Consider the following 24,161-nt stretch of genomic DNA (forward strand, 5'->3'; position numbering starts at 1 on the left):
CCTTTGTTAAAACACTTCGACTGCGCTCAGTGTGACATCTTATCCAACACTACCTTCTAAACTGATTTCCAATAATTTTTGAGCTTCTACGGCAAATTCCATAGGCAACTTATTCAATACCTCTTTGCTAAAACCATTTACAATCAAAGCGATGGCTTTTTCGGTATCGATACCACGTTGGTTACAGTAAAAAATTTGGTCTTCACCAATTTTACTGGTGGTGGCTTCGTGTTCGATTTTGGCCGATTTATTTTTAGCTTCGATGTATGGGAAGGTGTGCGCCCCACATTCGTTGCCCATCAATAAACTGTCGCACTGCGAGAAGTTACGTGCGTTTTCGGCTCTGGAATTGATTTGAACCAATCCGCGGTAACTGTTTTGCGATTTACCCGCCGAGATACCTTTTGAAATAATCGTCGATTTGGTGTTTTTACCTAAATGGATCATTTTGGTTCCTGTATCGGCCTGTTGGAAATTGTTGGTAACAGCGATAGAATAAAACTCACCTACCGAATTATCACCTTTCAATACACAACTTGGGTATTTCCAAGTTACGGCCGAACCGGTTTCTACCTGCGTCCATGAGATTTTTGAGTTCTTCTCGCACAATCCACGTTTGGTTACAAAGTTGAAAACGCCGCCTTTACCTTCGGCATTTCCAGGGAACCAGTTTTGTACGGTACTGTATTTTATTTCGGCATCTTCCAAAGCGATAAGCTCTACCACAGCGGCGTGCAATTGGTTTTCGTCACGGCTTGGAGCGGTACAGCCTTCCAAATAACTTACGTAACTGCCTTCGTCTGCAACTACCAAAGTACGTTCAAACTGACCCGTTCCGGCTTGGTTGATTCTAAAGTATGTTGATAGTTCCATGGGGCATTTTACGCCTTTTGGAATGTAACAAAACGAACCATCACTAAAAACGGCCGAGTTTAAAGCGGCATAAAAGTTATCGGTTTTTGGTACTACGGTGCCAATATATTTTTTTACAAGCTCTGGGTGCTCTTGGATGGCCTCAGAAATACTCATAAAAATAATGCCTTGCTCGGCCAATGTCTTTTTAAAAGTGGTGGCTACCGAAACGGAATCCACTACAACGTCCATAGCCACACCTGCCAATTTTTTCTGCTCGTCTAATGAAATTCCCAGTTTGTTGAAGGTTTCCAAAAGTTCTGGGTCTACCTCGTCAATACTATTGTATTTTGGTTTTTTGTTGGGGGCCGAATAATACGAAATGTTCTGAAAGTCGGGCTTTTCGTATTTAACGTTTGCCCACTCGGGTTCTTCCATGCTCTGCCAAACGCGAAAGGCTTCCAAACGCCATTCGGTCATCCATTCGGGTTCTTCCTTTTTTTTGGAAATAGCCCGTACAATATCCTCATTTAAACCATTGGGAAAGGTGTCCGACTCGATATCGGTATAAAACCCATACTCGTATTCCTTGGTTTTTAATTCTTCTCTTAAATCGTCTTCAGTATATTTACTCATGTTTTTCTTTTTAAGTGCCTTCCCTTGGGGAAGGTTAGGATGGGCCTCTATAGCGAGAATGATTCGCCACAACCACAGGTGCGGTTGGCATTGGGGTTGTTAAATACAAAACCTGTTCCGTTCAATCCGCCGGAATATTCCAAAGTGGTTCCAATCAGGTATAGAAAGCTCTTTTTGTCAACAATTATCTTTACGCCGTTGTCTTCAAAAACTTTATCGCCTTCTTGTTGTTCTTTATCAAATTTCAAATCGTATGATAATCCAGAACAACCTCCACTTTTCACGCCCACGCGAATGTAATCGGTAGCGGCATTGTAGCCGTCATCAGCCATCAGCTCTATCACTTTCTTTTTAGCTGTTTCAGAAACTTTTATCATAATTAAATAGATTAACTCTAAATAGAGTGCAAATATACAATATAAGTCATGGATTACCATAGAACCTAACATTATATTAGTATATGCTTTTATAGTTTTTAGTTATTGATTGTTAAAGGCGGAAATGTTTGTAAATATGCCAAGGAAACCCCATAATTTTAAGGTTTAATAAACCCATTTGATTTTTATTGTTTTGGGAATTCAGTGTAAAGAAATGAGGGGGAACAGAGGTGGGCGACGATTTTATTTTAATAAATAGCAAAAACAAAATTAGCTTCTTATTTTTGCAGCATGATAGAAGATAAAAACCAGCAGCGCACACCGTTAAGTGAATTGGGTGAATTTGGACTTATTGACCACCTGACCAGGAATTTTAAAATTCAGCATAAATCGACGATAAAAGGAATTGGCGACGATGCGGCCGTTTTAAATTTTAAAAACAAAAACGTTGTGGTAACCACCGACATGTTGGTTGAAGGTGTGCATTTCGATTTAAGTTACGTTCCTTTGAAGCATTTGGGCTACAAGGCGGTGATTGCTAACCTTTCTGATGTTTATGCCATGAATGCGAAAGCTACGCAGGTTACAGTATCTATTGCGGTATCGAACCGTTTTCCGTTGGAAGCAGTGGAAGAGTTGTACGCCGGAATTGAAACCGCGGCTTCTATTTATAATATTGATGTTGTGGGTGGAGACACTACGTCTTCTACTACCGGATTGTTGATTTCGGTTACCGCTATAGGCGAGGTTGAAACGGGTAGCGAAGTTTATAGAAGCGGGGCTAAGCCTAACGATTTGTTAGTGGTTTCGGGTGATGTAGGCGGTGCATACATGGGGCTTCAGGTTTTAGAACGCGAAAAAGAGGTGTTTAAGGTGAATCCGCAAAACCAACCCGATTTATCGCTTTATACTTATATTATTGAAAGGCAATTAAAGCCCGAGGCGCGAAAAGATGTGGTTAAGCTGTTAGAAGATTTAGAAGTAAGACCAACAGCCATGATTGATATTAGCGATGGGCTTTCTTCTGAAATTATACATCTATGCAAAAACAGCGACGTGGGTTGCGATTTGTATGAAGGAAAAATACCGTTAGATCCCCAAGTGATTTCAACTTGCGAGGAATTTAATATTGATAGTACAACCGTGGCACTAAATGGTGGTGAAGATTACGAATTGTTGTTTACTATTTCTCAGGACGACTATCCTAAAATCAAGGCCAATCCGCACTTAACGGTTATTGGTCATATGAAAGAAGCAAAAGAAGGTTTGCATTTGGTAACGCGTGCCAATACTCGAATACCAATAAAAGCGCAGGGCTGGAAAAATTTTAATTAAATACCAACAAGTGGTCTTGCTTAAAAGAAGTTTGTTTGTTTACCGCTCTTAAAAGGCGTTTGTTGTGAACACGCTCCAAAACTTCATTAATCTCCCGGAATTTGGGTGTGAGTTCGGTTAAGCGACCGTTACTGTTTGTTGTGAATTCTTTTTTACAGTGTTTACACCGGTATTCTGTGACGTGATAGGTAACTTGTTTTGTGGTTTTTAAATCATGTCCGAACACTTTGCAGTGAATGCTTCTCATGTTTTGCTATTTAATTTGTTTTTTAGAGAGAGCATGTAAATTATTAAAAACCGTTGGAAAAAAAATGTGCGCTACAATTAGATCGACGAAATGAGCGTTTTTTTCTTTAAACGAGCGGTTCTGGACTGGTGAATACGTTCCAGAATAGCGTTAATCTCTTTAAATTTAGGGGTTAACTCAATTAAATGGCCGTTGCTGTTTGTGGTTAATTGTCTCTTGCAACGGCTACACGTATACTCTTTTACGTGGTAGGTTACCTTTTTGGAAATTTGGTAGTCGTGCCCAAAAACATTGCAGTACATGCTTGGGATGAGCAGAGGTTTGTTAGTAGGTTTTTCCATGATTTAGGGTTTTAGGGTGCCTAAATCTAAAAATAAAAATTGAATGAATCGTTAAAAAGTTAAATATTTTCGACGAAATGCGTTAAAATTTGTAAGAATTCATCTTTGTTTTCAATCTGGCTCATATGTCCATCTGGAAATTCCACAACCTCTACTTCGGTATTTTGGGTTTGCGTTACTAAGGCTTCATAATCTAAAACGGGGTCTTTTTTGCCTAAAACCATCATCTTTTTGAATGGGGTAAAATGGAGAAGGGCTTCTCGGTCGTCGCGAATTTTCATACCCTCCAAAGCGGCGACAATACCCTGTAAAGGCGTTTGTTGAGCTTCTTTAGTGATTTCCTTTATGGTGCTGGCAAATAGTTTTCTGTTTTTTGGACGGAATAAATTGGCGATGGCCATGCGGATAAACGTTTTATGGTTCTGTTTAACGGCCAAAATAGCACGGTCTCGATTTTGTTTTTTTTCTTCCGAATCAGCGCGCGATGTAGAGTTCATGAGGCATAGACCTCGTAGCGCATCAGGATTTTTTTCCGCGAAAGCGAGTGCTACATAGCCGCCCATAGAATGGCCTACAAATGTAGATCTACGTATTTTAAGTTTTTTGAGTACGGCTTCAACGGCTTCGGCCATCAACTCCATGGAATGTACGTAGCCGAGACAGCCTGTTTTTCCGTGGCCTAAAAGATCAATACAGATAACGCGGTTTTTTTTTGAGAGTGCCGAGATAAATGGTTTCCACATATTGGCATTTTCTAAAAAACCATGCAATAAAACCAAAGCCCTTCCCTTGCCGGTATCGGTGTAATAAATATTGGTGCCTTTATATTCTAAAATCATGTTGAGCTTATCTGCGGCAAAGATAAAATCAAGCTTTCTAAAAAACTAAGCTTTCACCTTTTTAATGGCGGTAAAGGCTTTGTCTACAAACTCGTCTTCCACTAAAATAGTAAACTCATTGGTAGTAGAGAGTACCTCGTATAGCACAACGCCTTCCCAGGCTAAACGTTTAAAAAAGTGGTAGTATAACCCTGCAATTTTAGAGTTGTCCTGAGGCAAATTAATGCTGATGGCCGAGAGGCCGTCCTGCACAGCTAAAAACCGTTCGTTTTTTAAGGAGTCTTTTACAAAGTCGTTTAGGCTGCTGGAAACAATAATGTTGCTTTCGTGGATACCGCGGGTAAAGGTGTAAAATAGTTTCGATTCTTGGTTAATGCGTTCCAGAATTTTGGCGTGATTATCAATGATGGTGTCTGAGTTTTTTACCGTAAAATCCGTTAAGTTCGAGCGTACGGTAATATCGCCCAAATTCTGGATAACACGTTTCATTTTAACCGAATTGGAAAGCGCCGCTGGCGGATTGTACCTTCTCAAGGCCATCATGATGGCGCCAGGTTTTACGTCTTTTTTTAGCATTTTGCTAATGGGTTCGGTAAGTTCGATGGCCAGTGCGCTAAAATTAATAATGTTGCGCGAAAGCGCTTCTTCTAAATATGGTTGGGCTATTAAAATATCTTCAACACAATTCGATACCGTTTTCATAATGAAATCGTTGTTAAATATTTAACATTATGTGTAAAAATAAACAATTTTTTTAAAAAATAGTGTTGGCATGCAAATGAATTATAATTTTGCGGCTCAAATAAATGAAAATGAAACACCTATGGCAACCGTTTTGTCGTGAAAGGGATTTGTTTTAAAGGTGTTATGGGGTTGTTTGGAATGAAATTGAAACACGACTCTAAAAAGAATTTAAATAAAGATATGAAGGTATTAAAGTTTGGTGGAACATCGGTTGGCTCGGTTCAAAACATGGCTAACGTTAAGAGCATTATCAACGATGGGGAAAAGAAGATTGTGGTGCTTTCTGCTATGTCGGGCACGACCAATCAATTGGTAACGATTGCTGAAGAAATAAAGAACGGTAATGTTGAGGAGGCGCAGAATAGGGTTGCCGAGCTGGAAAAAGGCTATGAAGTAACTGTTGATAGCTTGTTGAGCGATGCTGCTTTAAACGAAGATGTTAAAGCGTATGTTTCAAAGGTGTTTGCTTTTTTAAATGAATGTACCAATGAGACTTTTTCTGAAAACTTGGAAAACCGAATTGTAGCACAAGGCGAATTGCTTTCAACTTATATGTTCAATAGTTTTTTGAACCAAGAAGGGGTGAGTTCTGCTTTATTGCCTGCCCTTGATTTTATGCGTATTGATGCATTTAAGGAGCCTAATCTGGATTATATTAAAGAGCAGCTTAATGCTGTGCTGAATGTTGCTGAAGATGCGCAGATTTACATAACCCAAGGCTTTATCTGTTTGGATGATAACGATAATATCTCGAACCTTCAAAGAGGAGGTAGTGATTATACGGCAACTATTATTGGAGCTGCCATAAAGGCGGAAGAAGTACAGATTTGGACCGATATTGATGGGATGCACAATAACGATCCGCGTTACGTTGAAAACACGCACCCTATCTCGAATTTGTCGTTTGATGAGGCTGCCGAGTTGGCGTATTTTGGGGCAAAGATTTTGCATCCGCAAACGGTGACTCCGGTTAGGGCAGACCATATTCCGGTACGTTTAAAAAATACTATGGATCCCGAAGCGCATGGAACCTTGATTTCAAGTACAACTTCTGAAAACGGAATTAAGGCCATTGCTGCAAAAGATGGTATCACAGCCATTAAGATTAAGTCGGCGCGGATGTTGCAAGCCCACGGTTTCTTGAAAAAAGTGTTTGAGATTTTCGAAACGCATAAAACATCAATCGATATGATTACCACTTCGGAGGTGGCGGTTTCATTGACTATTGATGACGATAGAAACTTGGAAGCGATTCTTGCTGAGCTTGATAAAATTGCAACCATCGAGGTCGATAAAAACCAAAGTATTGTGTGTTTGGTTGGTCATTCTGTGGTAAACCATCAAGATACATACAAGTTGTTCCAGATTTTGCAAGATGTGAAAATCAGGATGATATCTTACGGTGGAAGCAAAAATAATATCTCATTGTTAATCGATTCAAAAGATAAAATAAATACGCTACAAAAACTAAACGATTATTTATTTGAATTAGTCACTCTATAAGATAACATTAGTATTTTAGCGAAAAAGAGCCGTTTTGTAACGGCTCTTTTAGTTTTTTATGCATTCATTAATTCTTCAATCTCTTCGGCTTCAATCGGGATGTTCTGCATTAAGTTGACGGGTTCGCCCGTTTTTTGAACCACCACGTCGTCTTCCAGTCTTATGCCGAAACCTTCATCGGGAATGTAGATGCCGGGTTCTACGGTAAATACCATATTGGGTTCGATGGGGTCGGTAATAATGCCGTAATCGTGGGTGTCTAGCCCTATGTGGTGCGATGTGCCGTGCATAAAATATTTTTTATACGCGGGCCAATCGGGATTTTCGTTTTGCACATCTGCCTTATCGAGTAGTCCTAAGCTTAACAATTCGCTAGTCATCAATTTGCCAACTTCAACGTGGTATTCGGTTAATACGGTTCCGGGAACCAACATTTTAGTGGCTTCATTTTTTACTTTTAAAACCGCATTGTAAACTTCCTTTTGTCTCTTGGAGTACCGTCCGGAAACAGGGATAGTTCGGCTTAGGTCGCTTGAGTAATTGGCATATTCGGCAGCGGTATCGAATAAAATTAAATCGCCTTCTTGGCACTGTTGGTTATTTTCTATGTAATGCAGTACATTGGCGTTGTTGCTCGATGCGATAATGGGCGTATACGCAAAACCTTTAGAGCGGTTTCGTAAAAACTCGTGCATCAATTCAGCCTCAATTTCATATTCCCAAACGCCGGGTTTAACAAAACCTAAAACTCTTCTGAAGGCTTTTTCGGTTATATTGCAAGCAGTTTGTATCAGTTCGATTTCGATGTCTTCTTTTACCGAGCGCAATTTTTGTAAAATGGGGTTGCTCTTGGCGACGCTATGTGCGGGGTATTTCTCTTTTAACCATTTTGTAAATCGGTCTTCGCGCGTTTCAACCTCTACATTGGCGCGGTAGTGTTCGTTGGTGTTTATGTAAACGGTATCGCATTGGGTCATGATTTCAAACAATATTTTTTCCATGTCCTGCAGCCAATATACCGTTTTGATGCCACTGGTTTTAAGGGCTTTTTCTTTGGTAAGCTTTTCGCCTTCCCAAATGGCAATGTGCTCGTTGGTTTCTTTCAGAAATAAAATTTCCCTATGTTTTTCTTTCGGGCAGTCAGGAAAAATAACCAAAACGCTCTCCTCTTGGTCTACACCGCTCAAATAGAAAATATCGCGATGTTGCTGAAACGGCATGGTGCTATCGGCACTAATCGGGTAAATATCGTTGGAGTTGAAAACGGCCAAACTCTTAGATTTCATTAGTTTAGCGAATTTTTCTCTGTTTTTTATAAAAAGTGATTTATCTATTGGGGAGTACTTCATTAAAAATGTGTTTTTAATATGTTATGTGAGTCTTAAATGTAGCAAAATTAAGCAAAACCTCGCCATATTTCATTATATTTGGTAAAGTGGACTTTGCAAAGTCCACTTTACCAAATATAAAACCTTATGAGAAAAAAAATACTATTGAAGGTTTTTTTTGCCTTAGCCTTGATGCTTTCACCTGAGAGTGTCGTCTTTGCCCAAGGCATGCTCATGAAAGTGCCACTTAAAAGACAGGTTGAAAATTCAACTTTGGTGGTTGAAGGGCGGGTAGTATCGCAAAAATCGATTTGGAATGCAGACCGAAATAAAATTCTAACTATAAATACAGTTGAGGTTTATAAAGTGTTTAAGGGAAAGTCGAACCTTCAAATTGAAATTGTCACTCCCGGTGGAACCGTTGAAGACATTACACAAACAGTGGTGCCAAGTTTAAGTTTAAATAAAGGGGATGTTGGTGTATTTACGTTGTATGATAACAATATTGGATTGGCCCAAAAAACAAGTTCGAGCTTAAAAAAGTACAAGCCTTATAGCTCTTTGCAAGGGTTTTATAGGTATGATTTGAGGAGTAATACAGCAACTAACTTATTTGCTAAAAAGAAAGACGTAGAAAAAAGCTTATATCTGCAGATATCTGAAATTACAGGAAAACCATTTACAGAGTTGGTTTCTTTTAGTGTTAAGGGTGCATCAGAAATTCTCAATAAAAATAACAATAAAGCCCTTGTTCCGGTTATAACAAATTTTAGTCCCACAACCATAACGGCGGGTACGGGTTCTGTGCTAACCATCACGGGCTCGGGATTTGGGAGTGTTAAGGGTAAGGTAGGTTTTTCAGATGCAGATGCAGGAGGTGACGGGTTTATAGATGCTTTAGATTCGCAGGTTTTAACATGGTCTAATAATGAAATCACCGTTGAAGTCCCGTCCATAGCTGATAAGGAAGCCAAAGAAAACTTTGGGACAGGTGTGGCTGGAACTGGAATTATTCGAGTTACTGATAATGGAGGGGCTTCTCAAGTTTCATCTCAGGAATTAACGGTTTTATACGCGCTTTCAAACAACGTTGATAATGGAGGTGATGCCGTTTTAATTCAACACATGGGTATAGATGGAGAAACGAGTATGACTTGGCAGATGAACACCGATTTTGATGCCAATACCCCTGCAAAAGAGGCCTTTTTAAGAGCGTTTAATCGATGGCGATGTGAAACAGGGATTAACTGGCTGATGGGGTCAACAACCTCAGTTAATGTTGGGGTGCAGGATGATATTAATGTTGTGGTGTTTGATGAAAATGATCCTTTGGATGAGGGCCTTTTGGGAGTGTGTATAACAACTTCTGGAAGTTGTGGAGATACTAGAGATGTTGTTACCGAATTGGATATAGTATTTGATAATGATACTGATTGGTATTTTGGTTCTGGTGACCCCGCTTTTGAACAATACGATTTTGAAAGTGTGGCGTTGCATGAATTGGGGCATGGTCATCAATTGGAGCATGTTATTAATATCAATGATGTGATGCACTACGCGCTGTCCAATAGTGAGACGCAGCGTTTCTTAAGTGGAAATAATGAAACTGCGGCGGGCATAATTCAAAATTTTAGTACCACAACCCAAATGTGTGGACAAACCATGATGGAAGACTACTCCGGAAGTTGTTCTCTTGGGGTTGCCTTTACGGAGGTGTTGACCGATCAAATTTCTGTTTACCCAAGCCCGGTAAACGATATTCTGTATATTGAAAATGGATCTGCTGTAAGCTTAGATAAAGTGGTACTGTTCGATATTGGTGGGAGAGCCATTTTAAATATAGACATGGTTGATGCACCTCGAGTAAAAGCCATAAACGTGGGAGAAATTTCAAAAGGGATTTATTTCCTGAACCTGGTTTCAGGAAATACCGTAGTAGGTAAAAAGGTGGTTGTAGAGTGATGACTCGGAGATGCCAACAAAAATAATGAATGAATGAATGTAATGCAAGAAAGCACCTGTTAAGGTGCTTTTTTACAGGGCTAAACATTACTTTAAAACCATTCTAAATAGAAAAAACAATGTGTTCTTATTTGTCTAAAATGCGTTCCTGATTTACATTTGCAATAAATAACTAACTTTATTATAATGAGCGGATTTTTTAAATCTTCAATAGGAAGAAAAGTGGCTATGGCACTTTCGGCATTCTTCCTGATGTTTTTCTTGCTTCAACATTTTGCAATTAATATCTTATCGGTTTTCAGTCCTGAATTGTTCAACGAAGCTTCCCATTTTATGGGAACAAATCCGTTGGTTCAATTTGCACTGCAACCCGTTTTAATTTTTGGTGTGGTATTCCATTTTGTAATGGGTTTCATTTTAGAAATTAGAAACAGAAATGCCCGACAAATTTCATATGTAAAAAACAATGGGGCGGCCAATTCAAGTTGGTTTAGCAGAAACATGATTTGGAGTGGTGTGGTTATCTTGGCATTTATCGTTTTACATTTTATTGATTTTTGGTTTCCAGAAATTAATACCAAGTTTATAAAAGGCGATTGGTCTGGAACAATGGCAGGCGTAGACGGCTACCGCTATTACGAAGAATTAACGCATAAATTTGTGAACCCAATCCGTGTTGGGGCTTATGTGCTGGCGTTTGTATTCTTGGCGATGCACTTAATGCACGGATTTACCTCGGCATTTCAGTCCATGGGGTCTACCGCCGGCCGTAAAAAAACATTACAAAATATAGGTAAAGCATATGCTATTATAATTCCGCTAGGGTTTATTTTTATTGCTTTATTTCATTACTTAAACCATTAATATTTATAACAATGGCTTTAGATTCAAAAGTACCAAAGGGTCCAATTCAAAATAAATGGACAGACTATAAAAACCATATAAACTTAGTGAACCCTGCAAACAAGCGTCATATTGATGTTATTGTTGTAGGAACGGGTTTAGCAGGAGGATCGGCGGCAGCCACTTTAGCTGAACTGGGATATAACGTAAAAGCATTTGCTTACCAAGATTCTCCGCGTCGTGCGCACTCTATTGCAGCACAGGGAGGTATCAATGCCGCCAAAAATTATCAAGGTGATGGCGACTCAACCTACCGATTGTTTTATGATACCGTAAAAGGTGGCGATTACCGTTCGCGCGAAGCAAACGTGTACCGTCTGGCAGAGGTGTCGGCAAACATTATCGATCAATGTGTGGCACAAGGTGTTCCTTTTGCTCGTGATTACGGAGGGTTGTTAGATAACCGTTCGTTTGGTGGGGTTTTGGTTTCCAGAACATTTTATGCAAAAGGACAAACCGGACAGCAATTATTATTAGGGGCTTACTCGGCCATGAACCGCCAAATTGCCCGTGGTAAAATTGAAATGTTCAACCGTCACGAAATGCTCGATGTGGTTAAGGTTGATGGTAAAGCCAGAGGAATTATTGCCCGTAATTTAGTTACTGGTGAAATTGAAAGACATTCAGCACATGCTGTTGTTATTGCTTCAGGAGGATACGGAAACGTATATTTCCTTTCAACCAATGCGATGGGAAGTAACGTAACGGCGGCTTGGAAAATTCATAAAAAAGGCGCTTATTTCGCCAACCCATGTTATACGCAAATTCACCCAACCTGTATTCCACGTTCGGGAGATTACCAATCAAAATTAACGTTGATGTCGGAGTCGTTGCGTAACGACGGACGTATTTGGGTGCCAAAACACATGGATGACGTTATAGCCATCCGTGAAGGCAAGAAAAAGCCAACCGATTTATCGGAAGATGAAAGAGATTATTACTTAGAGCGTCGTTACCCAGCATTCGGTAACCTGGTGCCTCGCGATGTGGCGTCTCGTGCCGCTAAAGAGCGTTGCGATGCCGGTTATGGTGTTAATGCTACTGGTGAGGCGGTTTACTTGGATTTCGCTTCGGCCATTGAACGTTACGGAAAAGAGCAAGCTAAAATTCAGAATATCTCGAATCCTTCAAAAGAAAAAATTACTGAATTAGGTGAAAAAATCGTTGAGGCAAAATACGGAAACCTTTTCCAAATGTATGAGAAAATTGTTGACGAAGATCCGTACAAAACGCCTATGATGATTTACCCAGCAACGCACTACACCATGGGTGGCGTTTGGGTTGATTATAACTTAATGACTACCATTCCTGGGTGCTACTGTATTGGGGAGGCCAACTTCTCCGATCATGGGGCTAACCGTTTAGGAGCTTCAGCTTTAATGCAAGGTTTGGCCGATGGTTATTTTGTGTTGCCGTACACAATCGGTGATTATTTGGCCGACGATATCCGTACAGGAAAAATTCCAACGGACACCAAAGAATTTGATGAGGCTGAAAAAGCGGTTAAAGATAGAATTGACTTCTTCGTGAATAACAACGGAACAAAATCTGTTGACCACTTCCACAAGCGTTTAGGAAAAGTAATGTGGGATAAAGTAGGTATGGCGCGTAACGAAAAAGGCTTGAAAGAGGCTATGGCCGAAATCAAACAAATTCGTGAAGAATTCTGGAAAGACGTAAAAGTACCTGGCGGTGCTAACGAAATGAACCCAGAACTGGAAAAGGCAGGTCGTGTGGCCGATTTCTTGGAATTGGGAGAACTGTTTGCTAAAGACGCATTGATGCGTGAAGAATCATGTGGAGGACACTTCCGTGAAGAATCGGTAGAAATGGATGGCGAGCAAAAAGGTGAAGCAAAACGTAATGATGAAGAGTTCGCTTTTGTTGCTGCTTGGGAATACAAAGGAGAACCAGCAGATGCCGTGCTTCATAAAGAACAATTAGAATTTAACGATATTGAACTGAAACAACGTTCGTATAAATAGTTGATGGTTGTCAGTTATTAGTTTTTGGATTAAAAACTAACAACGAGCAACTAACAACCAAAAACTAAAAAAATGAATTTAACACTTAGAATTTGGAGACAAAAAGACTCGAATACAAAGGGTCAAATGGTCGATTATAAAGTAACAGATATTTCTGAGCATATGTCATTTTTAGAAATGATGGATGTGTTGAATGAACAATTGGTAAGCTCTGGCGAAGAGCCCGTAGCATTCGATCACGATTGTCGTGAAGGTATTTGCGGAATGTGCTCCATGTACATTAATGGTGAAGCCCATGGGCCAGACAGAGGGGTAACGACTTGCCAGTTGCATATGCGTATGTTTAACGATGGCGATACCATTACCATCGAACCTTGGAGAGCCACTGCTTTTCCAGTAATTAAAGATTTGGTTGTTGATAGAACTTCGTTCGAGCGTATCCAGCAAGCTGGGGGGTATATTTCTGTAAACACTTCAGGAAACACCCAAGACGCAAACGCCATTCCAATCTCAAAACATGCTGCCGATGAGGCTATGGATGCTGCAACTTGTATTGGTTGTGGGGCTTGTGTGGCCACTTGTAAAAACTCAAGTGCTATGCTGTTTGTTGGGGCAAAAGTATCGCAATATGCGTTGTTGCCACAAGGACAGGTTGAGGCTGTAGACCGTGTAAAAAACATGGTGGCTCAAATGGATTTGGAAGGTTTTGGAAACTGTACCAACACAGGGGCTTGCGAAATTGAATGCCCTAAAGGTATATCATTGGATAATATCGCTAGAATGAATCGCGAATTAATGAAAGCGTCAATGTCATAATTTACGCTGTTCATCGTAAAAATATAGAACCCAAGCTCACCGCTTGGGTTTTTTTATTAGCTTTAGTGAAGTTTTTATAAGGATGAACAGAAACGCTATTTTTTTATTGCTATTTGTGTTATTGTGCGGATCTGTCCATTCACAAGGTGTGGTGTTATCCAACAAACAGGAAACTTGCCTTAACGAAGAATCGCTTTTAAAACATCTTCAATCGCTGTCTTCTGATGCTTTTGAAGGTCGGCGTACCGGAACCAACGGAGCTACAAAAACCAAAAAATACATCGTCAATCAGTTTTATAGTTTGGACGTATCTCCGTTAGTTGAAGATTATCTGCAGCCTTTTTTCTTTATCCATAAACGGAACGAATACAACGGAGTCAACGTTTTGGGACTTGTAAAAGGAAGCGAATTTCCAAATAAGTACATCGTGATTAGTGCCCATTATGACCATGAAGGCATCAAACGGGGCGAGATTTACAATGGTGCTGATGACAATGCATCCGGAGTTAGTGCCCTTTTTAGTTTTGCTGAACATTTTAAGAATAATCCGCCTAAACATTCTGTTATTTTGGCTGCTTTTGATGGCGAGGAATTAGGGCTTCAAGGCTCTAAATATTTTGTGAACAATCCCGTCATTCCGTTAAAAAAAATCATGCTCAATATTAATATGGACATGATAAGCCGAAGTGATAAGCAGGAGCTTTTTGTGGTTGGAACTTCGGAAAATAAACGGTTGAAGTATTTGGTTGAAACTACAAAAACTCCAAAATCGTTAAATCTTGTTTTAGGGCACGATGGTTATGATGGTCGAGAGGATTGGACTTATGCCTCCGATCATACCAACTTCTACAAAAAGCGTATCCCGTTTTTATATTTTGGCGTTGAAGACCATAAAGACTACCATGAGCCCACAGACGATTTTGAAAATATCCACCCCCAATTTTATATTGATGCGGTAAAAACCATTATTTCTGTGTTTGAAAAAATTGACGCTTCAAGCTATTAAAAATAAGCCTTCAACTGTACCGATCCGGTGTGGATGGTCTTGCTGGTTTTGGTTTTTCTTCCGAAGTAACTCAAATTCAAATCTAAAAAATCAGTCAGTTTTTTTTGTGCCAAAAGGCTCCAAGTAAAGTTTTTTCCAGGTTGTAAACCTTCAAGAATTTGGTAGGCTACGGGCGTATTTACATTGCCGTTGTAACTGTTCGAAATATAGTTCAGTTCGCCGTTAATAGCACTTTTTTGACTGCTAGCCAAACTGAACGACAACCCATATTTTTGCTGTTTTAGCGACTCTTCATTGCCAATAGTATTGGTCTTACTGGCGTACTGGTAAAACACATCGAAACTGGAGTTGTCGTTAAATAAATACGACAGTTTAGGATTGAATCGCGTTTCGTCAAAATTGTAATTCTTACTGGCAAAATTCTCGCTGATGCTTTCATTGGTTTCAAACGCCGAAAGCATATTAATAAGCCAATTAACAGCAATTTTATGATTGAAATTAATTTGGTGGCTCGTTAGGCCATTTTCAATAAATCCCACAGAAAGTACGTTTCTGGTGGTGTTGTCCAAAAACGTGTACGATGTGGTATAACGCTGTTTTCCGCGGTTAAAAAACAGCACGTTTCTAAAATTAAGTTGAAGCCCCAATTGGTCGTCTTCGCTATTATTGAAAGGATTGAGATTAAAACTGTTGCCTTCCCGTTTTATTTTTCGGTCGATTAAATAACTGGTTTGGTTGTAAAAGTGCGACCAGAATTTTTTCGATTTGTTTTTTGAAGCCGACCATTGTGCCGGGTTAAAGGTCAACGTTTGGCTCAATCGGTTTTGGTGGGTTTTTATGAAAATACGGTTGGGCAATAGCACGCGAATATATTTTCCTTGATCCTGAAACTGTGCGATTTCGAACTCCTCAAGCTCCTGAATGCCATTTTTGTTGTAATCGTTCCAAGTGTAGGCGCCTTGTCCAGCCTCGACTTCAACATAGGTAAAATCCTGCTGTGGCAATGTGCCAGAATTGGTCTCAAAAATAGTGTTCCAATTAATGATTTGGTTGAATAGTTTTTTGTTGAATTGCAAGCGTGAGTTAATGGAGTTTTCATTTTCAACGGCGCTATCTACGTTCTTTAAAGTTCTGTAATTAGCATAAAGCGATAGGTTGGTGTTTTTATTTTGAACCAACCGTGAATTCAAATAAAAGGTATTCGAAGTATTTACTTTTTGTAGTTCGTTATTGCGGATGCTGTCGTTCACGCGGTTTTTGTAACCCACTTCGGCAAAAACTTGGGTGCTGTCGCCCACCCCAAAAAACACGTCGTACGATTTGAATCTTTGGCTCAGTTCCGTTAGGTTTTGTGTGGCCTTTTCGCGTTGTTCGTTATCTTCAACAGAAAGTTTAGTGCCCAGCCAACTCTTTTTCATTTGGTAAACAATACGGTTGTGTGAACGTAAAAATGTTGAGGTGTTTACTGTGGAGTTTGCATTTAAAAAACTGGAATACGATGTGATGTTGAATTTGTTCAAATTCAAATTGATGTTAGCAACGTGGCGGTTTCCGTTAAATCCATCCGAAAAATTTAGGTGTTCGAATTGATAGTTAGCAAAACCTTTTTGATGATGGTACAATTTTAAACCCGAATACGCCAATGTTTGATGCCCCAAACCGAAACCGATACCGTTTATATTGATGGAGTCCAAATTCCAATCGCGGTTAAACTCGGGGTTGTAAAGGCCTTCAATATTTCGGTAGTTTTTTTGAATGAAATCGGTGTCTATAAAAGCATCTAAATTCCAAAGGCTATCGGTTTTTACGATGGATTGGTTGGCGGTAATCTTTCCAGCGAAACCGTTGTTGTTGCCGTCGTCTAAATTCGAAAACAGGTTCAAATCGTTTTTGCTGGCTGCCAACTCAAAACCAATATCCGTTTTTTCAGAAGGCGTGTATTGTCCGTTTACTACCGCAATTTGAAGTTTGGTAGGCGCCACCAACTGCACAATGGGGGCATAGTTACCTTGGTTTACACCGTTATATTCGAAAATATTATTTATGGCGTTGGTGTTGCTTAAAATATAATCGCCTTGGTTGTCGCCAACAAAAGAGAAAGTAACGCGGTACAATTCATCGTCGGGGTTGTTCGAAAACACAAATATTTCGTTGTCATCCACTAGCTCTTTTTTGTATAAGATGCGGTTATCGTTTTGGTTTTCCCTAATTTCCGAAGGTGCTACCATTTGCGAACGGTCGTCACCGGCATTGCTCAAAATTTCAATCTGTGCTTCCGAAAGATTTTGCTGCAAAGGTTGGTTTTTGGCATCGTTTTCAGTATACACCGAAACGCCGATTTTCAATTTTTCGGTTTCGTATCGGGTGCCACCGTAGGCCACAAAACGGGAATAATTACGGTCGCTAAATTGGTAATCGACGGTAATGCGCATTTCGGAAGTAATAGGAAAAGTGGAATTGAAAATAATTTCACCCGCATTATAATCGATAATGTAATCTTCGTTTTCTCCGCGTTTTAGGGGTGTGCCGTTTACGTAAACCGTTTCACTGCCCGAAACAATCAAGACAAACAGTTCGCCATTTTGACCCTGTAATTTGTATGGTCCTTGGTTGCCTTCCTGTGCGGTGAACTGGCTGGTGGTAAACTGTCCGCGAACCAAAGCACCTGCGGCAAAAATGTTGGTTTTGGCATCGTCGTCACCTAAATTTAAATTGAAGTTTAGCCCTTGGACACGTTTTGAAAAATTGGCAAAATACGAATGGGTGTTCGTTAAGTCGATATCGCCAGCCCGAACGTTCCATTTGTCGCTGAACAGTTCAATAAATACTTGGTCGAATTCATCCAAACGTTGGCTATATCCGCTTTCTTGCAACGGAATATTGGCATCTTGAATGGAAGCTCGTAGCGACACTTTTTCATTCAGTTTGCCCGTAATTTGTAAATCGAGTTCGCTGTTTAAAACCGAGTTTTGATTGTTGCCAATAGTAACGCCACGTGAAATGCTTCCCGAGGTGGTCAATCCATCAAAAGGTATATAGTTTTTGGAAATGTTCGATTCCTGAAACTTGTACAAGGTTTGGCTGTTATCGGTGCTTTCAACAATAATATTTTCATCTAACTGTTGGTAAGTTTTAGTGAGAAACTCCGGAAACTTCAAATAATTAATAATTAATGAATCGGTTTCAATTGTTTTAGTGAAACTTAAAATAGCTTTTGAAAAATCGACGGTATAGTATGACGAATCAATAAGCGAGCTATCTTTTCTCCGTACCGAAAACCAATGTGGGTTTATGCTTATGCTATCAATTTTTATAGTGTCGTTGGTGGGCACTTTTACCGTTCTGTAATTGCTGTTTTGGCTCTGCGAAAATCCGCAAAAGCCCCACAGCACTGCCAGAATATAAATTATGCCTTTCATTTGGTATTTAAACTGATAAACGTTTAAAATATTTTGTTAATAGCTTCGTTAAATCTCCTGTTGCGAAACTAGCGTAAAAGTAGCGTATTATTTATTTTAGCAGAAATATCTTGGAAAGACCTGCAGGATATTCAAAATCCTATAGGTCTGGAAACTGAACAAATTAAAATTCAACAGTTTGAAAATCATATCCTATAACGTAAACGGCATCCGAGCCGCATTAAATAAAAGTTTTATAGATTGGCTAAAGGCAGCAAATCCCGATGTAGTTTGCCTGCAGGAAATTAAGGCCATGAAAGAACAGTTGGATTTAAGTGTTTTTGAGGAAGCAGGTTACAAGTACCATTACTGGTTCAGTGCCCAAAAAAAAGGGTACAGCGGTGTGGCTATTTTGAGTAAGATTGAACCTAGCCACGTGGAATACGGCACAGGGATTGAATCGATGGATTTTGAGGGACGAAATTTGAGGGCCGATTTTGATGGTGTTTCGGTAATGAGTTTGTATTTGCCATCGGGTACCAACGATGCTCGGCTTGGCCATAAATTCGAGTACATGGATATGTTTCAGGAATATATCGATAATCTTAAAAAGGATATTCCCAACTTAATCATTTGCGGCGATTATAATATTTGCCACGAAGAAATCGATATCCATAACCCCAAAGGGCTTAGCAAAGTTTCCGGGTTTTTGCCAGCAGAGCGCGAGTGGATCGGAAACTTTATTGACAGTGGATTTATCGACTCGTTTAGGTATGTAAACCCCGAGTTGCAGCAATACAGTTGGTGGAGCTACCGCGCCAATGCCCGTGCCAATAATAAAGGTTGGCGACTGGATTATGCAATGGTGGCACAACCTTTGCAAGAAAACATAAAACGCGCCGTTATATTAAGCGAAGCAGTACATAGCGACCATTGTCCTATTCTGCTGGAAATTGAAAATTAAAGTGTTAACATCAAAACAAATCCAAACCAATGATTAAAAAAACGTTACTAGCTGCACTTAGTTTAGTGCTGTTGGCTTCTTGTGTGTCGCCAAAAGTGTACAAGGATTTAGAGGCCAAGTATGCCGACTTAAAACAGGAAAACAAAAACCTGGCTCGAGAAAATTACAAACTATCAAAAGCAAACACTGCAGCAGAAAATGAGTTGAAGCAGTTAAAGGCGGCTTACGATGAAGCCGTTGCTCAGCGTGATAATTTGCAAGCCGAATACAACGCCACCAAAGCGAGTTTAGATAATTTAAAAAGCTCTTACGAGGCTTTGGAAAAGAACAGTTCGAGAGCGATTGCTGAAAACTCACAAAAAAATAGAGAACTTTTAGCGCAACTTGAAGCGAAGGAACAAGCCTTAGAGGCCGAAAACAATCGTTTAGAAAAACTGAAAAGAGAGTTGCAAGACCGTTCGAGCAGAGTGGCAGAATTGGAAAAATTGATAGCTGATAAGGATGCAGCTATGACGGCTTTGAAAAATGCCATTTCGAGCGCACTTACCGATTTTGAAGGCAAAGGGTTAACCGTAGAGCAACGCGATGGAAAAGTATATGTGTCTATGGAAAACAAATTGCTATTCAGTTCTGGAAGTTGGGCAGTTGGTGCCGAAGGCCGAAGAGCAGTAGAACAATTAGGGGCGGTATTAGCTCAAAACCCAGATATAGCCGTGCTTATTGAGGGCCATACCGATAATGTGCCTTATTCTGGAAACGGACCACTGACCAGCAATTGGGATTTATCAACAAAGCGAGCCACATCAATTGTAAACATATTGCGCGAAAACCGTGAAATAAACCCTGAAAACCTTACTGCAGCAGGTCGTGGTGAATATGCTCCAATCGCACTAAACGATACTCCTGAAGGTCGGGCTAAAAACCGCCGAATAGAAGTGATTTTAACCCCTAAGTTAGATGAGCTTTCAAAACTTTTGAACGAAAATTAAAATATCATTGTGGTACGCCCTGGTAGCTAGCTGTCGGGATGTATCATATTAATAGTATAAATCATTTATTAAAACCTTTCAGTTTTTTATTGGACTGAAAGGTTTTTTTATCTTTATCGACCTTAAAAATAAATTCTTAAAAAAGAGACGCTGAATCGTATTTAGCACAACAGATTATGAAATACACTACACTACCAAAAACCGATATAAAAGTTAGTAAAATATGCCTGGGTACCATGACCTGGGGCAACCAAAACACAGAGGCAGAAGGGCACGCCCAATTGGATTATGCGCTTGAGCAAGGCATTAACTTTATTGATACAGCCGAAATGTATCCCGTTCCGGCAAGTCCCGAAACCCAAGGGGAAACCAGTAGAATTATTGGCAATTGGTTAAAAAAAAGAGCTAACCGTGAACACGTGGTTTTAGCCAGTAAAATAGTGGGCCGCCCAAGCGATTACACTGCGCACATACGAAAAACGGGTCTGAAAAAAGCAGCGATTGAAGAAGCTATAAATTCTGAATTAAAACGACTGCAAACCGATTATATCGACCTATACCAGATTCATTGGCCAGAACGCGAAACGAATACTTTTGGAACTAGAGATTACAAACATAACCCCGACGACGAGTGGGAAGACAATTTTAATGAAGTACTTCGCGTATTTGAAAATCAGATAAAGTTGGGTAAAATTAGGTATGTGGGAATATCAAACGAAAAAGCTTGGGGCACCATGCGATTTTTGGAGGAATCTAAAATACATGGTTTGCCTCGAATGAAAACCATTCAAAATGCGTATTCGTTATTAAATCGTGATTTTGAGGGTGATATGGCCGAGATATCCATACGCGAGGAATTAGGACTTCTGGCTTATTCCCCCATGGCTTTTGGAGTGCTTTCGGGAAAATACATCAAAGGAACGGCGGCCGATAATGCCCGTTTAAAGTTGTTTCCGAGATTTGCGCGTTACAGTAGTGAACAATGCACCGAAGCCACCAAACTTTACCTTAAAATAGCAGAAGACAATAACATGACCCTGGCCCAGATGAGTTTGGCTTTTGTTACCCAACAACCATTCGTGACCAGCAACATTATTGGGGCAACCAATTTAGAACAGCTTAAGGAAAATATCGACTCAGTAAATATTACTTTAAATGATGCTGTTTTGGAGCAAATTAATGCGGTGCATGCCGAAATCCCTAATCCGGCTGTTTAGTTGATGTTTTATTAAAAACCAAAACTGTTCAGCCAAACCAAAGCAGCCTCACGGGTAGAAAATACTTTGAATTTATATTTTTTGTTGTTGGCCAAGGTACTGTACACGGTGCTAAGAGCCGCTGCAACGGGGTTGTTTATTATAATTGCCGAAACAACCAGTTCGTATTGTTTTAGTGATTGATTTTTAACTTGGTTAAACGATTTTAAGTCCTTTATTGTGAATTTAAAATCGGCATCCGTGGCAGTAACTAAGGTTTTTAACTTTCTAGGGTAAGAATTGTTATGTTCAAATTCTTGTAAATATAAAAGAATATCAACAGCGTCGATATCATTTTTAAACTCTGTTTCGAGAATATTAATATTAAAATCGAATGCGGATTTTATCATTAGTAAAAGGAAATTTTTTACAATTTAAAGATATTAAATTTATGTTAGTGGATTGAATTCAGGATGGTAAAAGAATAGTTTTTTTGAATGTATTCGGAGCTTTGTAATGGTAGTTCAATAGTTTAAAAAAGTTTGGGTATTAATTACTGTAATTGAAATGAACTTTAAGTCAAGAAATAATCTCTTACTTGAGATAAGAGAAATATTCAAATCGTTTTGAAAGTTTTTTTTTATTTTTCTTAAATTTGATTTAAACGGTTTTAGTTATTTTAATTAACTTCTCTTTTATTGAAAGTGGGTAATGAATAAAACAAAAAAAATGCAAAATGTTTTTATGTACTTAGGGTTGACTTCAGCCATTTTAACTGCAATAAGTGTTTTTGGGTACAGGTATTTCTCTAATAAAAGTGCAGGGGAGAGTACTTTAGAAGCTAAAAAAGAAAGGGATAGCATTCTAACTAAACAAGATTCACTTCTCTTAACAACTCAAGAAGGGTTTAATGCGTTGAATGGAGGTATTGCAGGAATTGAGAAATTATTAAAAGAAAAAGGACGGCTAAATTCTAGATCCCGAAGTTTTATGGTTGAATTATTAGGTGATGATTATGAGGAGGTTTTAGCTAATAAAGAGACATATGATAATTTGGTCAATTTGCTGGAAAATAGGACTATTGAAGAGATATTGATGGAGCACAAGAAGCTAAAGGAAAGGTTGAAGAGTGATGGGGTTTCCAAATTAGATGAGAAATTGAGAAAAGAAGTGCAGGGCTTGATTAATGTTTTAAAATTTTCAGAAGCAAGAAAACAAATTGATTTGTTTTTAGAAGACAATACAACTTTTACAAAAAAAGATTTGGCGGAATTACATTACCTAAAATCCTTAACCTATAGGGCGGAATTAAAATATTTATCTGCGGAAAGGGAACTAGAAATTGCTACAAATATTGATAAAGGAAATGCCGTCATTTTTGGTGAGTATGGAGTAATACTAATGGAGTTAGGAAAAAATAATGAGGCAATTAAAAACCTAGAATATGCAATGGAATTGTGGTTAAAACGAGTAGATAAAAACAACATAAACTTATCTCCAGTTTATTCAAACTTGGGTGTTGCATGGAATAGAAAAGGAAAACATATTAAATCTATCTCATATTACGAAAAAGCATTAAAAGTTTCACTTAATTCCAAAAAGAAAGATTTGTTAGGTATTGCTACTATCTATAATAATTTAGGGACTGTTTATGGCGATTTGGAAAATTTAGAAAAGTCTTTAGATTATTATAAAAAAGCGATATCAACTATTCCTGTGGAAGACTATGAAAAGTTCCCATATATAGGAGCCTACTACAATAACTTAGGTTCAATATATAAACAACAGGGAAATTACAAGCTAGCTTTAGAGAATCTCAATAAATCACTTGATTTAAATTTGAAAAACCTTGGTGAAAGACACCCGAAAGTTTCAAACACATATATGAGTTTTTCAAAATTATATCTTGCAAAAAAGGAATATGAGAAATCCATCGAATATTTGAACAAGGTTTTAGCAATTCGAACACAAACTTTTAAAGATAATAGTGTTCAAATAGCAGACGTTTATATTCAGTTGGGAATATCTTGGAATGGGTTGGGGAAATATGATAAAGCCATACAATTCGAAGAAAAGGCTTTAAGCATTTATAAAAAAGAACTTAGACAAAATCACCAGTATATTGCAAATGCATATTCAGCAATAGGGATTGTTTGGAGTAATAAAAAAGAATATACCAAGGCTATTGAATGTCTTCATAGTGGCCTTAATATCTGGCTTTCTAATGTCGAAGAGGGCCACCCGAAAGTTGTAAAAGCTTATGAGAATTTGGGAACTGCATATAAAGGGAATAATCAACTCAAAGAAGCTAAGAACTATATGGAAAAAGCTCTGTATTACTTGTTGGAAAATAAGAATTCAAATAAAGATGACATTGGAGCTGTGTATAACAACCTAGGCTATCTTTTCTTTTTGGAGAAAGATTACGAAAACGCACGGGAATATTTAGAAAACGCTATTAAATATCTCTCTCTGTCAAATGACACTTCAATACAAGAGGCGATAGGTTCTAGTTATGTGAATTTAGGTTATACTTTTTTCTTTGAAAAAAAATATGCGGATGCAGAAAATTGTTTTAAGAAAGCTTTAAAAATTTACAATAATTTACTTCCCTCGAATGATGAACGTATTGTTAAAACTAAAGAAGATTTAAAAAGATCTCAGCAGGAACAGAGGAGACCTGAATAAATTCGTTCTTAAAATAAAAAAACCAGAAAACTTTAAAAGCAACGGGTTTTTA

The 24,161-nt window shown here is 38.8% G+C and carries 20 protein-coding genes; 11 read left to right on the plus strand and 9 right to left on the minus strand.

The features are described from left to right. Positions 1 to 39: 39 nt before the first annotated feature. Both sufB and HC176_RS07310 read right to left on the minus strand, forming a co-directional pair. On the minus strand, positions 40 to 1,488 hold the full coding sequence (gene sufB, locus HC176_RS07305; protein WP_167917539.1) for a Fe-S cluster assembly protein SufB: 1,449 nt from the start codon (positions 1,486 to 1,488) through the stop codon (positions 40 to 42). A gap of 47 nt (positions 1,489 to 1,535) precedes the next feature. Continuing rightward, a complete protein-coding gene (locus tag HC176_RS07310) occupies positions 1,536 to 1,865 on the minus strand; it encodes a HesB/IscA family protein (protein WP_167917540.1) in 330 nt (109 codons plus the stop codon). Between the two features lie 291 nt (positions 1,866 to 2,156). On the opposite strand from HC176_RS07310, the gene thiL reads away from it, so the two are divergent. After that, positions 2,157 to 3,200 carry a thiamine-phosphate kinase gene (gene thiL, locus HC176_RS07315; RefSeq protein ID WP_167917541.1) on the plus strand — a complete coding sequence of 348 codons (1,044 nt, stop codon included), beginning with the start codon at positions 2,157 to 2,159 and terminating at the stop codon, positions 3,198 to 3,200. Here thiL and HC176_RS07320 read toward each other — a convergent pair. From HC176_RS07320 to HC176_RS07335, 4 genes are all read right to left on the minus strand, one after another. Continuing rightward, positions 3,193 to 3,447: a hypothetical protein gene (locus HC176_RS07320; RefSeq protein ID WP_167917542.1), complete on the minus strand. Its 255-nt coding sequence runs from the start codon at positions 3,445 to 3,447 to the stop codon at positions 3,193 to 3,195. The two genes, thiL and HC176_RS07320, sit on opposite strands and share 8 nt — an antisense overlap. A gap of 77 nt (positions 3,448 to 3,524) precedes the next feature. Then, the gene (locus HC176_RS07325) at positions 3,525 to 3,788 is read right to left on the minus strand and encodes a hypothetical protein (RefSeq protein WP_167917543.1); all 264 of its coding nucleotides are present in this window, start codon (positions 3,786 to 3,788) and stop codon (positions 3,525 to 3,527) included. Between the two features lie 59 nt (positions 3,789 to 3,847). After that, positions 3,848 to 4,627 carry an alpha/beta fold hydrolase gene (locus tag HC176_RS07330; protein ID WP_167917544.1) on the minus strand — a complete coding sequence of 260 codons (780 nt, stop codon included), beginning with the start codon at positions 4,625 to 4,627 and terminating at the stop codon, positions 3,848 to 3,850. 45 nt (positions 4,628 to 4,672) lie between these two features. Beyond that, positions 4,673 to 5,329 carry a hypothetical protein gene (locus tag HC176_RS07335; RefSeq protein WP_167917545.1) on the minus strand — a complete coding sequence of 219 codons (657 nt, stop codon included), beginning with the start codon at positions 5,327 to 5,329 and terminating at the stop codon, positions 4,673 to 4,675. Between the two features lie 222 nt (positions 5,330 to 5,551). Between HC176_RS07335 and HC176_RS07340 the strand changes: the two genes are divergently transcribed. After that, positions 5,552 to 6,874 carry an aspartate kinase gene (locus tag HC176_RS07340; protein ID WP_167917546.1) on the plus strand — a complete coding sequence of 441 codons (1,323 nt, stop codon included), beginning with the start codon at positions 5,552 to 5,554 and terminating at the stop codon, positions 6,872 to 6,874. Positions 6,875 to 6,930: 56 nt separating this feature from the next. On the opposite strand, the gene HC176_RS07345 is transcribed toward HC176_RS07340, so the two are convergent. Further along, positions 6,931 to 8,223: an aminopeptidase P family protein gene (locus HC176_RS07345; RefSeq protein WP_167917547.1), complete on the minus strand. Its 1,293-nt coding sequence runs from the start codon at positions 8,221 to 8,223 to the stop codon at positions 6,931 to 6,933. Positions 8,224 to 8,349: 126 nt separating this feature from the next. Here HC176_RS07345 and HC176_RS07350 point away from each other — a divergent pair, with 126 nt between their 5' ends. The 5 genes from HC176_RS07350 to HC176_RS07370 all read left to right on the plus strand — a co-directional run bounded on the left by HC176_RS07350 (position 8,350) and on the right by HC176_RS07370 (position 14,874). Further along, positions 8,350 to 10,164, plus strand: a complete 1,815-nt coding sequence (locus HC176_RS07350; protein WP_167917548.1) for a T9SS type A sorting domain-containing protein — start codon at positions 8,350 to 8,352, stop codon at positions 10,162 to 10,164. A 186-nt stretch (positions 10,165 to 10,350) separates the two neighbouring features. Beyond that, complete coding sequence (locus HC176_RS07355) at positions 10,351 to 11,028, plus strand: succinate dehydrogenase cytochrome b subunit (RefSeq protein ID WP_167917549.1); 678 nt, start codon at positions 10,351 to 10,353, stop codon at positions 11,026 to 11,028. Between the two features lie 11 nt (positions 11,029 to 11,039). After that, a complete protein-coding gene (locus tag HC176_RS07360; protein ID WP_167917550.1) occupies positions 11,040 to 13,052 on the plus strand; it encodes a fumarate reductase/succinate dehydrogenase flavoprotein subunit in 2,013 nt (670 codons plus the stop codon). A 72-nt stretch (positions 13,053 to 13,124) separates the two neighbouring features. Then, on the plus strand, positions 13,125 to 13,868 hold the full coding sequence (locus HC176_RS07365; RefSeq protein WP_167917551.1) for a succinate dehydrogenase/fumarate reductase iron-sulfur subunit: 744 nt from the start codon (positions 13,125 to 13,127) through the stop codon (positions 13,866 to 13,868). Between the two features lie 82 nt (positions 13,869 to 13,950). Beyond that, on the plus strand, positions 13,951 to 14,874 hold the full coding sequence (locus HC176_RS07370; RefSeq protein ID WP_167917552.1) for a M28 family peptidase: 924 nt from the start codon (positions 13,951 to 13,953) through the stop codon (positions 14,872 to 14,874). Here HC176_RS07370 and HC176_RS07375 read toward each other — a convergent pair. Next, complete coding sequence (locus tag HC176_RS07375) at positions 14,871 to 18,293, minus strand: hypothetical protein (RefSeq protein ID WP_167917553.1); 3,423 nt, start codon at positions 18,291 to 18,293, stop codon at positions 14,871 to 14,873. The genes HC176_RS07370 and HC176_RS07375 overlap by 4 nt on opposite strands. A 178-nt stretch (positions 18,294 to 18,471) precedes the next feature. Here HC176_RS07375 and HC176_RS07380 point away from each other — a divergent pair, with 178 nt between their 5' ends. The 3 genes from HC176_RS07380 to HC176_RS07390 all read left to right on the plus strand — a co-directional run bounded on the left by HC176_RS07380 (position 18,472) and on the right by HC176_RS07390 (position 21,442). Further along, positions 18,472 to 19,236, plus strand: coding sequence for an exodeoxyribonuclease III (locus HC176_RS07380; protein WP_167917554.1), 765 nt, complete (start codon positions 18,472 to 18,474; stop codon positions 19,234 to 19,236). 29 nt (positions 19,237 to 19,265) lie between these two features. Beyond that, complete coding sequence (locus HC176_RS07385; RefSeq protein WP_167917555.1) at positions 19,266 to 20,225, plus strand: OmpA/MotB family protein; 960 nt, start codon at positions 19,266 to 19,268, stop codon at positions 20,223 to 20,225. A 176-nt stretch (positions 20,226 to 20,401) separates the two neighbouring features. Beyond that, the gene (locus tag HC176_RS07390) at positions 20,402 to 21,442 is read left to right on the plus strand and encodes an NADP(H)-dependent aldo-keto reductase (RefSeq protein WP_167917556.1); all 1,041 of its coding nucleotides are present in this window, start codon (positions 20,402 to 20,404) and stop codon (positions 21,440 to 21,442) included. A gap of 11 nt (positions 21,443 to 21,453) precedes the next feature. Here the strand turns inward: HC176_RS07390 and HC176_RS07395 are convergent, their stop codons facing one another. Then, complete coding sequence (locus tag HC176_RS07395) at positions 21,454 to 21,831, minus strand: hypothetical protein (protein WP_167917557.1); 378 nt, start codon at positions 21,829 to 21,831, stop codon at positions 21,454 to 21,456. A 301-nt stretch (positions 21,832 to 22,132) separates the two neighbouring features. On the opposite strand from HC176_RS07395, the gene HC176_RS07400 reads away from it, so the two are divergent. Then, positions 22,133 to 24,109 (plus strand): tetratricopeptide repeat protein, encoded by a 1,977-nt coding sequence (locus tag HC176_RS07400; protein WP_167917558.1) that lies wholly within the window; start codon positions 22,133 to 22,135, stop codon positions 24,107 to 24,109. Positions 24,110 to 24,161: the final 52 nt, after the last annotated feature.

This window comes from Tamlana crocina, assembly GCF_012037625.1.

Bases quoted from the DNA above. Each gene is read 5' to 3' on its own strand.
- sufB (WP_167917539.1), bottom strand. From the start codon at position 1,488: ATGAGTAAATATACTGAAGACGATTTAAGAGAAGAATTAAAAACCAAG.
- HC176_RS07310 (WP_167917540.1), bottom strand. From the start codon at position 1,865: ATGATAAAAGTTTCTGAAACAGCTAAAAAGAAAGTGATAGAGCTGATG.
- thiL (WP_167917541.1), top strand. From the start codon at position 2,157: ATGATAGAAGATAAAAACCAGCAGCGCACACCGTTAAGTGAATTGGGT.
- HC176_RS07320 (WP_167917542.1), bottom strand. From the start codon at position 3,447: ATGAGAAGCATTCACTGCAAAGTGTTCGGACATGATTTAAAAACCACA.
- HC176_RS07325 (WP_167917543.1), bottom strand. From the start codon at position 3,788: ATGGAAAAACCTACTAACAAACCTCTGCTCATCCCAAGCATGTACTGC.
- HC176_RS07330 (WP_167917544.1), bottom strand. From the start codon at position 4,627: ATGATTTTAGAATATAAAGGCACCAATATTTATTACACCGATACCGGC.
- HC176_RS07335 (WP_167917545.1), bottom strand. From the start codon at position 5,329: ATGAAAACGGTATCGAATTGTGTTGAAGATATTTTAATAGCCCAACCA.
- HC176_RS07340 (WP_167917546.1), top strand. From the start codon at position 5,552: ATGAAGGTATTAAAGTTTGGTGGAACATCGGTTGGCTCGGTTCAAAAC.
- HC176_RS07345 (WP_167917547.1), bottom strand. From the start codon at position 8,223: ATGAAGTACTCCCCAATAGATAAATCACTTTTTATAAAAAACAGAGAA.
- HC176_RS07350 (WP_167917548.1), top strand. From the start codon at position 8,350: ATGAGAAAAAAAATACTATTGAAGGTTTTTTTTGCCTTAGCCTTGATG.
- HC176_RS07355 (WP_167917549.1), top strand. From the start codon at position 10,351: ATGAGCGGATTTTTTAAATCTTCAATAGGAAGAAAAGTGGCTATGGCA.
- HC176_RS07360 (WP_167917550.1), top strand. From the start codon at position 11,040: ATGGCTTTAGATTCAAAAGTACCAAAGGGTCCAATTCAAAATAAATGG.
- HC176_RS07365 (WP_167917551.1), top strand. From the start codon at position 13,125: ATGAATTTAACACTTAGAATTTGGAGACAAAAAGACTCGAATACAAAG.
- HC176_RS07370 (WP_167917552.1), top strand. From the start codon at position 13,951: ATGAACAGAAACGCTATTTTTTTATTGCTATTTGTGTTATTGTGCGGA.
- HC176_RS07375 (WP_167917553.1), bottom strand. From the start codon at position 18,293: ATGAAAGGCATAATTTATATTCTGGCAGTGCTGTGGGGCTTTTGCGGA.
- HC176_RS07385 (WP_167917555.1), top strand. From the start codon at position 19,266: ATGATTAAAAAAACGTTACTAGCTGCACTTAGTTTAGTGCTGTTGGCT.
- HC176_RS07390 (WP_167917556.1), top strand. From the start codon at position 20,402: ATGAAATACACTACACTACCAAAAACCGATATAAAAGTTAGTAAAATA.
- HC176_RS07395 (WP_167917557.1), bottom strand. From the start codon at position 21,831: ATGATAAAATCCGCATTCGATTTTAATATTAATATTCTCGAAACAGAG.
- HC176_RS07400 (WP_167917558.1), top strand. From the start codon at position 22,133: ATGAATAAAACAAAAAAAATGCAAAATGTTTTTATGTACTTAGGGTTG.